Here is a 12,116-nt window from a genome sequence, read left to right as displayed (position 1 = left end):
TGATGCGTCAGGGTTTTCGCCTCTCTGGACCTGACTCGGGACGCTCGACGAGAGGGCCCCTTATGAACGTTGAGGAGCTCGACAGTATTCTGCTGGCGAGTGCCGCGGTGCTGCTGGTTGCCGTGGTCGCTGTGCGGCTGTCCGGGCGGCTGGGCCTCCCGTCACTGCTCCTCTACCTCGGGATGGGCCTGCTCCTGGGGGAGTCCGGTCCGGGGAACATTCATTTCGAGGACGCCCAGCTCGCGCACGCCCTCGGGTTCGCGGCGCTGGTGGTGATCCTGACCGAGGGCGGTCTGACCACTCGGTGGAACGAGGTCCGCCCGGTGATGCCGCTCGGCCTGCTGCTGGCGTCGCTCGGCGTCGCGGTCAGTGTCGGCATCGTCGCTCTGGTGGCGCACTACGGCCTCGGGCTGAGCTGGCAGCTGTCGGTGCTGCTCGGCGCGATCACGTCACCGACCGACGCAGCGGCCGTGTTCTCGGTGCTGAGACGGGTACCGATCCGCCCCAGGTTGCGCGGTGCGCTCGAGGCGGAGTCCGGTCTGAACGACGCCCCGACCGTGTTGCTCGTCACCCTCGTCAGCACCGGCGAGATCGGCGAGCACGGGCCGCTGTACACCACCGGCCTGATCCTCTACGAGCTGATCGGTGGCGCGGTGTTCGGCCTGCTGATCGGCTGGGTGAGCGTCGGCCTGATCCGGCGGATGGCCCTCGGCTCCGCGGGTCTTTACCCGCTCACGGTGCTCGCGGTGGCGTTCATCTCGTACGCCGGGGGCTCGGTGCTGCTGCACGTGTCCGGGTTCGCCGCGGTGTACGTGACCTCGCTGGTCCTGGGGCGTGCCGAGTTGCCGCATCGGATGGCGACACGCTCGTTCGTCGACGGGATCGCCTGGCTGGCCCAGATCGGGCTGTTCGTGATGCTCGGACTGCTCGCGTCACCGGGCAACTTCGACCTGAACGACGTGCTGGTCGCGCTGGTGATCGGGATCGCGGTGACAGTTGTCGGCCGGTTCGCGGCGGTGGGGTTGTCGGCCTTGCCGTTCCGGCTGCCCTGGCGGGAGCAGACGTTCATCGGCTGGGCCGGACTGCGCGGCGCCGTACCGATCGTGCTCGCGACCATCCCGCTCGCGGAAGGCGTGCCGCAGGCCGACCGGATCTTCGACGTGGTGTTCGTGCTCGTGCTGCTGTTCACGCTGCTGCAGGGCCCGTCGCTGCCGTGGCTGGCGAAGCGGCTGAAGGTGCTGGACGAGAACGCGGCGTACGAGGTCGACATCGACGTGGCGCCGCTCGAGACGCTCGGCGCGGACATGCTTCAGGTGCACGTCCCGAGCGAGTCCCGGTTGGCCGGCGTCGAGATCGGTGAGCTCCGGCTACCGGCCGGAGTCTCGGTCTCACTGGTGATCCGCGGCGAGCGAGCCTTCGTCCCGGACCGCCGTACGGTGCTGCGGGCTGCCGACAACCTGCTCGTGGTCGCGCCCAGCCCGGTTCGTGAGCAGACCGTGCGCCGGCTTCGTGCCGTGTCCAGGGCCGGCCGGCTCGCGGGCTGGTTCGGCGAGCGCGGCAGCGAGCAGCACTGAGCGGCCCCTCACCCCGTGCCGAGGCGCCAATGCACTGCCTGACCCCCGAAACTCTCCTGGGAGCGTTCTCCGCACGACAGTGGAGGGTTCTTGCTCGCCATAGGCAGAAAACCCTCCTGAGATCCTCGGCGACGACCCCCACCGGAGTCAGAAGATCCCATCGGGCCCCTGGTGGACTCCGATTACTTACCGGTCTGCTGACCGGCTTTGGTCGCTGCGGCGATCACGGTGGTCAGGCGGGCGTGCAGGTCCATGAGTTCGTCCACCTCCAGGCCGAGCCGCTCGACGATCGTCGGCGGCACGGTCAGCGCCTGCTCGCGGAGCGCGCGACCCTTCTCGGTCAGCGCCACGGCGAGCGCGCGCTCGTCGTCCTTGGAGCGGTCGCGGCGGACCAGGCCGGCCGCTTCGAGCCGCTTGAGCAACGGCGACAGGGTCGCGGGCTCCAGCTGTAGCATCCCGGAGAGATCCTTGACCGAGACGGGCTCGGCCTGCCACAGCGCCAGCATCACCAGGTACTGCGGGTGGGTGAGCCCCAGCGGCTCGAGGACCGGGCGGTAAAGGGCGATCACGGTCCGCGCGGCGACGGCGAGCCCGAAGCAGACCTGGTGCTCGAGCGCGAGCGGGTTGTCCGGCGTGATCTTCGTCCCTGCCATGTGGTTAGTGTAGCAACATTATGTACACTAACTATTAGTGCGAGAGTCAGCTAGGGAGCAATGACGCAGGTGATACGACGCCGGACCCCGCGGCCGATGAACATCGAGACCGTGCAGCGCTGGGTGGTGTCCGCCATCCTCTTCCATGTCGGCAGCGTTCCTGCCGTCACGCTGGCCGTCTACAGCATCGGGGTGGCGAAGGACGACTTCGGCAAGGGCGTCGGCCTGTGGCTGATGTCCGGCGTGATCGGCGTGCTGACGGCCGTCGGCATCCTCGCCATCCACAAGCGCGGCCCGCTCTCGCCGTGGGTGATCCCGGGCATCCTGCCGACCGCGGTCACCGGCTTCTTCATCTTCTGACCGGCGGTCCGGCGCAGCGAGCGTGCGGTCAGTTCGGGTTCTGGCCCGAGGGGATCGGCTGCGGGGTGTGGACGACCGGCAGGCAAACCATGGAGCCGGGGGCGACCGCGACCGACGGTGCGCCCTTGAGCTTCACCGAGCCGAAGCCGGAGCCGATCACCAGGTCGACCGTGTGGTCGGTGCGCCCGTCGGCGATCAGTTGGGCCTTCTGGTTCAGCTGACCGGCGACCAGCAGCATCTCCGGCGCATCCACAGCCGAGCCGCGCAATACGGCCACGTCGACCTTGTCGCCCTTCGGTTCGTTGGCGACCCTGTCGATGTTGAAGCCGCGCTGCTTGAGGACGTCCGCGACCCGGCCGGCCGAGCCTGCGCGGGCGCCGCCGTTGTAGACGTTCAGCACCACGTGCTTCGGGACCAGGCGGTTGTTCGGCAGTTTCTGCTCGGTGCAGGTCGGCCCGGCGCTGCTGTTCATCAAGGAGTTCCAGCCCCACCAGCCGCCGCCGACGAGGATGCCGAGCAGGATCACCATCGTGATCGGCGTCCGCCAGCGAATCCGCGAGTGCGGCCTCGGTTGCGGATGGATTGCTGTCATCTGCTCCTCCCCCGGTGAGCGGCAGCCATGGTCAGTCCACGACCAGTACCCGTGCGTGCAGGACTTGACGCTGCTGCAGCGCGGCCCGCAGCGCGCGGTGCAGGCCGTCCTCGAGATACAGGTCGCCCTTCCACTCGACGACATGCGCGAACAGGTCGCCGTAGAAGGTCGAATCCTCGTCGAGCAGCGCGTTCAGGTCCAAGGTGCCCTTGGTGGTGACGAGCTCGTCCAGCCGGACCTGGCGCGGCGGCAGCGAAGACCAGTCCTTCGGCCGCAGTCCGTGGTCCGGGTACGGCTTGTCGTCCCCGACGCGCTTGAAGATCACCCCCCGAAGTCTAGCGGGATCTCAGGTCGTCGAGGAGATCGGCAATCTCACCGGAGCAGACCGGTCCGCAGACCCAACCTTTTCCGGCCGCGTGACGTCTTACCAAGACAGCAACGGCAGGCGCGGCTCCGCGCCACCGGTCAAGGGGGATGAACGGTATGCGAATTCTTCCGAAACTCGGTCTCGGGACCGCGGCGGTGACCCTGGTCGGGCTGGTCGGGCCGGGCGCGATCCTGCCCGCCGAGGCGCTCACGGTCTCGCAGGTGAAAGTGGCCCAGAGCAGGCTGAATGCCCTCGGGTGCGGCTCCGGCCCGGTCGACGGCAAGGCCGGCGCGATGACCCAGGCGGCGACGGTACGGTTCCAGTCGGCCAATGCGCTGAGTCAGACCGGTTCGCTCAACAGTACGACGTACGCGCGGCTGCGGGCCTCGACCGCGAAGCGCTGTGACGTCCGACCGGTGCCGCGGCGCTCAGGGACGGGCCGCCGGATCGTGCTCAGCCAGAGCCAGAACTGGGTGTGGCTGATCGATGCCCGGGGCAAGGTCGTGCGGCAGGGCGGGATCATCGACAACCCGAAGTACCTGAAGGCCGGCACGTACACCAGCGGATCGAAGTGCGGCCGGGCGGGCCGGATCGCGCGGAACACCGACGGCGGACGGCTGTACCTGAACCGCTTCGTGCGGTTCGCGCCGTGCGGCATCGGTTTCCACCAGATCCCGACGTACAAGTCGAACGGGCGCCAGATCCACGCCGACTACCTGCTCGGCACGAACTACCGCGCCTCGCACGGCTGCATCCGCGTCTCCGCCTCGATGTCGTCGGCGATCTGGTCCTTCACCACCAGTGCGACTCGGGTGGTCGTGATGCGGTAGATCGGGGGACGGGCGTTGTCCTCCGTCCGGCGGACGCACAGCGACCGCGTCAGTGCCTAGGCTCGATCGCGACCTGCCGTCGATCTCTGGGGAATCATGCTGGGCTCCGTGCGGCTGAGGCCGCCCACCACCGCTCTCGACCGTCGGGTGATCGCTGTCTGGCGGGTGAACGCCGTGCTGGTGTTCGCGCCGCCGGTCCTCACCTTGGTGCTGCTCGGACTGCTGATACCGCCGGCCCGTTTCTGGCTGCTGGCGCCTGCAGTGCTCGTGGCGGTGATCGCGCTGCCGTTCCTGACGGTGATGCCGTTGTGGTGGTACCGCGTGCATCGCTGGGAGGTCACGGACGACGCGGTCTACGTCCGGGCCGGATACTTCTGGCAGGAATGGCGGATCGCGCCGATGTCGCGGATCCAGACCGTCGACACACTGCGCGGCCCGGTGGAGCAGCTGTTCGGGTTGTCCACTCTGGTCGTCACAACCGCGTCCGCGAAGGGCTCGCTGAAGGTACGGGGGCTCGACCACGAAGTGGCGGCGGATCTCGCCGAGCAGTTGACGCGGATCACGCAGGCGACGCCGGGAGACGCGACATGAGCACCTGGCAGCGGCTCGACGTCCGGACCGTCGGCGTCGGGGCGCTCGTCGGTGCTGGTCTCGCCATCAGCGCTGGTGTTCCGACCGCCGCCGGAATTGCCGCGGGTACGTCGGTACCGGTCGCGCTGGCGTGGGTACTGCCGGCGGCGGTGCTGGTCGTGGTCGCGCTGGCTGCTGTGGAGTACGTGCGCTGGCGGCGTACGCAGTACCGGATCGGGAGCGAGCGGGCAGAACTGCACACGGGCCTCGTCGTACTGCGGCGGCGGTCGCTGGCGCGCGAGCGGATCCGCAGCGTGGACGTCACCGCCAACCCGCTGCTCCGGGTGTTCGGGCTGGTCGCGGTGAAGATCGGCACCGGGGAGCACACCGACGCGGGCGAGGGGACGCTGACGATCAATCCGGTAACCCGGGCCGAGGGTGAACGGCTGCGGACCGAGTTGCTGCAGGGGGTGCGGAGCGAGACGGACGGGACGCTGGCCAGGCTCGACCCGGTCTGGGTCCGCTACGCGCCGATCTCGTATCTGGCGCCGCTGCTCGGCCTCGGTGCCGGCGGGGTGGTGATGCAGGTGGCGCAGTGGTTCACGCTGGAGGACGAGCTGATCGGCTGGGTCGGCGACCTGTTCAGCGGCGTGCCGCTGCTGGCGATGATCCTCGTTCTGGCAGCCCTGCTCTTGATGGTCGGCGTGGTCGGGTCGCTCGGCTTGTTCGTGGAGATGTGGTGGAACTACCGGCTGGATCGCGAGCCGGGCACTCTGCGCGTACGGCGTGGTCTGCTGACCACCCGCTCGATCTCGATCGAGGAACGCCGCCTGCGTGGTGTCGAGGTGGTCGAACCGCTCGGCATACGCCTGGCCGGAGCGGCCCGCGTCGATGCGGTGGCAACCGGGCTGGTGCAGCAGAAGCAGGACGACAGGACCGACCACAAGACGCTGCTGCCCGCGGCGCCGAAGGACCTCGCCGACCGGATCGCGGCCGAGGTACTCCAGGAACCGGTCGCACCGACCGCGTCCGCTCGGCTGGTTGCGCATCCACCGGCCGCGCGGGTACGGCGGTTGCGCATCGCCCTGAGCGCGACCGCCGTACCGCTGCTGGCACTCGCGGGACTCGGATGGTGGCTGGCGGACGTATTGCTGCAACTGGCTGCTCTCCTCGCGGTGGTGACGCTGCCGGCCGCCGTACTGCTGGCGCGGGACTCGTACCGGGCGCTCGGGCACGGGATCACGGGGCGCTACCTGGTGGCTCGTTCGGGGGCGTTCCGGCGGTCGACCGTGGCGTTGCAGCGCGAGGGGGTGATCGGCTGGCGGGTTCGGCAGACCGTGTTCCAGCGGCGGCTCGGACTCGCCACGTTCGGCGCGATCACCGCGGCCGGCTCGGGTGCTTACGCCGTACGGGACGCGGACGCCGACGAAGGACTGACGTTCGCGCAGGAGGCGGTGCCGGGACTGCTGGAGGCATTCGTCGAGCGCCGATCACCCCGTGGACGCCCGGCGCGCACTAACATGCGCAGCGGGTAGTGCAGCCAGATCAGGCAACCGGGGAAAGGCACGCGCAGATGGCCGAGCAAGCCGACGTCGTGGAGACCGTCAAGCAGGGGTACGCGTTCGAGGGGGCCGCGCTCGAACTCGGCGCGCTGCTCGTCGACGGCGAGCCGAAACCGGAAGCAGCCGTCCGGATCCCGCTGGGGATGATGAACCGGCACGGCCTGGTTGCCGGCGCCACCGGTACCGGGAAGACCAAGACGCTGCAGCTGATGGCCGAGCAGCTGTCCGCGGCCGGCGTCGCGGTGTTCGCCGCCGACATCAAGGGCGACCTGTCCGGGATCTCGCAGCCGGGTGAGCAGAGCGAGAAGCTGCTGGCTCGCACCAAGACGATCGGTCAGGAGTGGACGCCGACCGGCTTCCCGACCGAGTTCTACTCGCTCGGCGGCGAGGGCACCGGAATCCCGATCCGCGCCACGATCACCTCGTTCGGCCCGGTGCTGCTGTCCAAGGTGCTGGGACTCAACGACGTCCAGGAGTCCTCGCTGGGGCTGATCTTCCACTACGCCGACAAGGCCGGGCTGACGCTGCTCGACCTCAAGGACCTGCGCGCGGTCATCCAGCACCTCACCTCCGACGAGGGCAAGGAGGACCTGAAGCAGCTCGGCGGTCTGTCCGCCGCGACCGCCGGTGTCATCCTGCGGGCGCTGATCGGATTCGCCGACCAGGGCGCCGACGCGTTCTTCGGCGAGCCCGAGTTCGACACCGCGGACCTGCTGCAGCAGCGCGACGGCAAGGGCGTCATCTCGCTGCTCGAGCTGCCGAACCTGCAGGACCGGCCGGCGCTGTTCTCCACCTTCCTGATGTGGCTGCTCGCCGACCTGTTCCACGACCTGCCCGAGGTCGGCGACGTGGACAAGCCCAAGCTGGTGTTCTTCTTCGACGAGGCGCACCTGCTCTTCGACGACGCGTCGAAGGCGTTCCTGGACGCGATCGCGCAGACCGTGCGACTGATCCGGTCGAAGGGTGTCGGCGTGTTCTTCGTGACGCAGACGCCGAAGGACGTGCCGGACGAGGTGCTCGCGCAGCTCGGTTCGCGCGTGCAGCACCAACTCCGGGCGCACACGCCGAACGACGCGAAGGCCCTCAAGGCGACCGTGTCGACGTTCCCGAGCTCGTCGTACGACCTGAGTGAGGTGCTGACCCAGCTCGGGATCGGCGAGGCGATCGTGACCGTGATGAACGAGAAGGGCGCGCCGACGCCGGTCGCGTGGACCCGGTTGCGGGCGCCGCAGTCGCTGATGGCGCCGGCCTCCGCGGAGCAGCTGACCGCGGCAGTGCAGGCCTCGCCGAACAACGCCAAGTACTCACAAATGGTCGACCGCGAGTCGGCGTACGAGCTGCTCGCGGCCAAGGTCCAGGCCGGGGCCGCGCAGGCCGAGGCCGAGAAGCAGGCGAAGGCCGAGCCGGAGCAGCCGCGGCCGCGGGCGCAGAAGCAGGACAAGTCGGTCGTCGAGCAGGTGATCGGGTCGTCGGCGTTCAAGCAGTTCGCGCGGTCGGCCGGGCGGGAGATTGTCCGCGGACTGTTCGGCGCGGCCCGCCGGCGGCGCTGACGAGGCGCTGAAACGCTTTACCCGTAAGGGATTCGACGCGCGATCGTTGGTCGGGTCAGCGGCTGATCGTTGATCAAACGACTGACTGAACAGCGATCGCGATCGTTTCCAAGTCGTCATCCACAGCCGCGCCGTGACGGATTGGGAGCTGACGCCCGTTACGTCGTACCGTGTGAAGTGATGGTTGCACAGAGTAGGCGAGCGGTTCGATCCTGGGCGCTCTGGACCCTGACGGTTCCGGCGTTCGCCGTTGTGGTGCTCGTCGATCTGGCCGCGATCGGGTACGGCGTGCACGCGTTCAGCGAGCGCCCCGACTGGCGTGGTCTCGACGTGGTGTTCGCGCTGACGGTATCGGCGCTGATCTCGGTCGAGGGCGCTCGCCGGGTGGAGCGGCGCCGGCGGCGCGGCGGCGCACTGCACAAGGACCTGTCACCGGCGTGGATGATCGCCGCAGCGCTGATCTTGCATCCGGCGCTGGCGATCCTGGTCGCGCTGCTGCTGCGGATCTGGTGGCGGATCCGGGCCGGCAAGTGCATCCCGTACCGCTGGGCGTTCTCCACGGCGGTCCACGTCCTCGCCGTCGGCACCGCGCACGCCGTCTACGAGTCGGCCCGCGAGCTGACCGACGGAGGGCTCGGCCTGGTCGTGTCGATGGCCGCCGGCGCGATCGCGTACGTGGTCACCGACACGCTGCTGTGCGGGCTCGCGATCTCGCTCATCATCCCCGGAAGCGACCGGCGCGAGACGATCGGCGGACTGGACGACCTGTGCACCGACGCGACCGCCGCGACGTTCGGCTGCCTGCTCGCGGCGGCCTGTCTGATCAGTCCGTGGTTCGCGTTCGTCGCGATCCCGATCACGCTGACCGCGCAGCGCGCACTGCTGCTCGGCCAGCTCGAGACCGAGGCGCAGACCGATCCGAAGACCAGCCTGACCAGGGTCGACTGGTGGCGGCGGCGGACCGAGCAGATGCTGCGCACCGCGCGGAACCAGCACGAGCCGATGGCGGTGCTGCTGATCGACATCGACCACTTCAAGCAGGTCAACGACCGGCACGGGCACCTGGTCGGCGACGAGGCCCTGCGCGCGGTCGCGACGATCCTGCGCAGCGCGATCCGGGCCAAGGACGTGATCGGCCGGTTCGGCGGCGAGGAGTTCGTGATCGCGCTGCCCGACACCGGCCTCGACGAGGCGACGGTGACCGCCGACCGGCTGCGCAACGCAGTCGCGAACAGCCCGCTGGCGGCGATGTGTGCCGGCGTCCTCGACGATCCCGACCTCGATCCGGACACCTTCCGCCTGACCGTCAGCATCGGCGTCGCGGTATACCCGGCGGACGGCGCGACCGTCGACGACCTGCTGCAGCGCGCCGACCGCGCGATGTACGCCGCGAAGGCCGCCGGCCGCAACCGCGTCCGGCTGGCCGCCGACACCCTGCCGCTGCCTCGGCTGACCACTTCGACGCAATTCTCGGACCGGACAGAACCTTTGACGCCCGCTCAGCGTCCTGTGCGGTGAGACGGCAGGACGGAGCGCAGATGGCGGCCACGGGGAGTCGTGACGACGACTTCACCGCATTCGTGCTGGCCAGGTCCGCGCGGCTGGTGCATTTCGCGCGGATGTTGTGCGGTGACGCCGGTCTCGCGGAGGACCTCGTCCAGACCGCGCTGGAGAAGGCGTACCTGCGCTGGGACCGGATCGAGATGGCCGATCCGTTCGCGTACGTACGGCAGGCGGTCGTCAACCAGCACCTGTCCTGGGTACGGCGTCGTCCCTGGCGTGAACGGCCGAGCGGGGACGCCGTCGAACTGGACCTGCTGCTCGAGGCGGAAGCCGACCAGAGCGGCGCGGTCCAGCGTCGAGTCGCGATCGGGGCCGCGCTCGCCACGTTGAGCCGGCGCGAGCGAGCGGTCGTCGTACTGCGGTACGTCGAGGACCTCACCGAACGGGAGACGGCGGCGGTGCTGGGGGTCGCCGTCGGCACGGTGAAGAGTGCGAATGCGCGCGCCCTGGACAAGCTTCGGGCCGCGCCCGAGCTGAGCGGTGTGGGGGAGCGAGCATGAACGACAACGGACTGGTCGAGGACGAACTGCGCTCGGCGCTGACGCCGGACCACACCATCGCCCCCGTCGACCCTGCCGCGGTAATCGCCGGCGCCCGCCGCCGGCGAGTCCGAGCCCGGGCCGGCGCGGCCTTTGCTGCTTCGGCCGGGGTCGCGGCGGCGGTGGCGCTGGTGGCCGGGGTCCTGGGGAACGGACGGGGTCCGGCCGAGGTCCCCCAGCCGGCCGGGCCCGGGTCGACTGGGTCCACCGGGTCGTCGGTGTCGCCGCCGACGGTGGCGCCGACGGTGGCGCCGACTCCATCGGCGGTGCCGACGCTGCTTCCCACCGGGGTGGCTCCGACCACGGTGCCGACCGCGCACCGGACGGTGTTGCCGACCGGGGCGGTGAGCAAGACGGTGAGCAAGACGGTGAGCAAGAGCACGCAGAGTTTGAGCCTGCCGAGTACGTCGATTCCCAGCGTGCCGTCCTCGGTGGACCGATCGGTGCCGGAAAGTACTCCGCCGCAGCCCCTGACACCGCAGCCCCCGACGCCGTCGGCCCCGCCGACTCCGACCCAACAGTGACGGAACGAAGTCCGGACAGAACCTTCTCGCGACGCCCCGCGTCCTTCAGCCCGACCGAAAACCACAAAGGTGCGGAGGGCAACAATGAACGAGGTACGCCGAACACGACAGCTGACCCGCTGGCTTGTTGGTGGGCTGGCAGCCGTCGCCGTGATCGGCGTCGCGGTCGCCGGTACGGCGGTTGCGCGCAGCAACGGTTCCAGCGGTGACGCCGGTGTGACGGGTGGTCCGACGGCAGCCACGCCGTCGCAGGTAGCGCGAGAGGCGGCCTCTCCAACTCCCGAGGCCACCGTGTCCCAGGCGACCAGGCGCAGCCCGATCGCCACTCCCAGCGCGGTACCGAGTGCGGTACCGAGTGCGGTACCGAGCACCGTACGGCGCGTGGCCAAGCCGTCCGCAACCCCCTCCCTGCCGCCGACCGCGACTCCCTCCGAGGCGCGGACCCCCTCCGCCGTGCCGACCGCCATCCCGTCGGAGCCGGGGCAGACCGTGTCCCCCACGGCGACCGCATACCCGAGCGCAGAACCAACTCAGGTCCCCACAGAGTTCCCCGCCGGCCAGTAACCCACCCGACCTCACCCACCCCGGCCAGCCCTCCCACCCGGGCTGCCGTCCCACCCGGGCCGCCCCCACCCCGGCGTACCCCCACTCCGGCCGCAGCCCACCCCGCCCCGGTCTGCCGGCCGCCCCGGGTGCGCCGGTTCGTCCCGGCGTACCCCGTGCCAACACGATGGGTGATTCGCGCGAATCGGGGTTCTCTGCCTGTACACCGACAGAGAACCCCCAACACGAGCGGATGTCCGCGCGTACGAGGTTGGCTGCGCCGGTCGTCGTGCGGGCTGAAGACGGAGGCTTGAACAGACAGAGCCTTGCACAGGTTGTAGTAGGTGTGGACAGGTTATTGCTTGTCCAAGGTCCCGGCTGGGTGTGCAAGGTCCCGGCTGGGTGTGCAAGGTCCCGGTTGGGTGTGCAAGGTCCCGGCTGGGTGTGCAAGGTCCCGGCTGGGTGTGCATGGTCCCGGCTGGGTGTGCATGGTCCCGGTTGGGTGTGCATGGTCCCGGTTGGGTGTGCAAGGTCCCGGCTGGGTGTGCAAGGTCCCGGCTGGGTGTGCAAGGTCCCGAGCGGAGGTGCACGGTCCCAGGACGGGGTGCATGATCTGAGGGCGGGCGCACGCTCCCGGCTGGGTGGTCGCGGACCGCGCACGTCCCCGCACGGTGGGTTGACCCACCGTGTTGTGGGTTCCTGACCCATGTGAAGGGTGCGGAACCCACAACACCGTGGGTGAACCCATCGTGCGGCGGAAATCCAGTAACTCCTACGGCCACCCCGCACCACCGCACCCCGCACCACCGCACCCCGCACCACCGCACCCCGCACCACCGCACCCCGCACCACCGCACCCCGCACCACCGCACCCCGCACCACCGCACCC

Annotated in this window: 12 protein-coding genes; 9 read left to right on the top strand and 3 right to left on the bottom strand. The window is 69.8% G+C overall.

Going from position 1 to position 12,116, the window contains the following annotated elements; genetic code table 11:
• The first annotated feature begins 62 nt into the window (after positions 1–62).
• Positions 63–1,574 (top strand): potassium/proton antiporter, encoded by a 1,512-nt coding sequence (locus AB0B82_RS08005; RefSeq protein ID WP_360163918.1) that lies wholly within the window; start codon positions 63–65, stop codon positions 1,572–1,574.
• 182 nt (positions 1,575–1,756) lie between these two features.
• On the opposite strand, the gene AB0B82_RS08000 is transcribed toward AB0B82_RS08005, so the two are convergent.
• Complete coding sequence (locus tag AB0B82_RS08000; RefSeq protein ID WP_360163916.1) at positions 1,757–2,227, bottom strand: MarR family transcriptional regulator; 471 nt, start codon at positions 2,225–2,227, stop codon at positions 1,757–1,759.
• A gap of 60 nt (positions 2,228–2,287) precedes the next feature.
• On the opposite strand from AB0B82_RS08000, the gene AB0B82_RS07995 reads away from it, so the two are divergent.
• Positions 2,288–2,587, top strand: a complete 300-nt coding sequence (locus tag AB0B82_RS07995) for a hypothetical protein (protein WP_360163914.1) — start codon at positions 2,288–2,290, stop codon at positions 2,585–2,587.
• Between the two features lie 28 nt (positions 2,588–2,615).
• Here the strand turns inward: AB0B82_RS07995 and AB0B82_RS07990 are convergent, their stop codons facing one another.
• Positions 2,616–3,179, bottom strand: a complete 564-nt coding sequence (locus AB0B82_RS07990) for a LytR C-terminal domain-containing protein (protein ID WP_360163913.1) — start codon at positions 3,177–3,179, stop codon at positions 2,616–2,618.
• A 31-nt stretch (positions 3,180–3,210) separates the two neighbouring features.
• On the bottom strand, positions 3,211–3,504 hold the full coding sequence (locus AB0B82_RS07985) for a type II toxin-antitoxin system VapB family antitoxin (RefSeq protein WP_133786633.1): 294 nt from the start codon (positions 3,502–3,504) through the stop codon (positions 3,211–3,213).
• Between the two features lie 158 nt (positions 3,505–3,662).
• On the opposite strand from AB0B82_RS07985, the gene AB0B82_RS07980 reads away from it, so the two are divergent.
• From AB0B82_RS07980 to AB0B82_RS07950, 7 genes are all read left to right on the top strand, one after another.
• Positions 3,663–4,376, top strand: coding sequence for a L,D-transpeptidase family protein (locus tag AB0B82_RS07980; protein ID WP_360163911.1), 714 nt, complete (start codon positions 3,663–3,665; stop codon positions 4,374–4,376).
• Positions 4,377–4,484: 108 nt separating this feature from the next.
• Positions 4,485–4,967 (top strand): PH domain-containing protein, encoded by a 483-nt coding sequence (locus AB0B82_RS07975; protein WP_360163909.1) that lies wholly within the window; start codon positions 4,485–4,487, stop codon positions 4,965–4,967.
• Positions 4,964–6,481 (top strand): PH domain-containing protein, encoded by a 1,518-nt coding sequence (locus tag AB0B82_RS07970; protein ID WP_360163907.1) that lies wholly within the window; start codon positions 4,964–4,966, stop codon positions 6,479–6,481. Before AB0B82_RS07975 ends, AB0B82_RS07970 begins: the two co-directional genes overlap by 4 nt.
• 38 nt (positions 6,482–6,519) lie before the next feature.
• Complete coding sequence (locus AB0B82_RS07965) at positions 6,520–8,058, top strand: helicase HerA-like domain-containing protein (RefSeq protein WP_360163905.1); 1,539 nt, start codon at positions 6,520–6,522, stop codon at positions 8,056–8,058.
• A gap of 180 nt (positions 8,059–8,238) precedes the next feature.
• A complete protein-coding gene (locus tag AB0B82_RS07960; protein WP_360163903.1) occupies positions 8,239–9,576 on the top strand; it encodes a GGDEF domain-containing protein in 1,338 nt (445 codons plus the stop codon).
• A gap of 20 nt (positions 9,577–9,596) precedes the next feature.
• Entirely contained in the window at positions 9,597–10,121 is a 525-nt protein-coding gene (locus AB0B82_RS07955; RefSeq protein WP_360163901.1) for a SigE family RNA polymerase sigma factor, read from the top strand.
• Positions 10,118–10,684, top strand: coding sequence for a hypothetical protein (locus AB0B82_RS07950; RefSeq protein WP_360163899.1), 567 nt, complete (start codon positions 10,118–10,120; stop codon positions 10,682–10,684). Before AB0B82_RS07955 ends, AB0B82_RS07950 begins: the two co-directional genes overlap by 4 nt.
• Positions 10,685–12,116: the final 1,432 nt, after the last annotated feature.

It is taken from the genome of Kribbella sp. NPDC048915, assembly GCF_040649595.1.
Taxonomy (GTDB): Bacteria; Actinomycetota; Actinomycetes; order Propionibacteriales; family Kribbellaceae; genus Kribbella.
The sequence above is the reverse complement of the archived record's forward strand: the minus strand, read 5'-3'. Positions and strand labels throughout refer to the sequence as shown.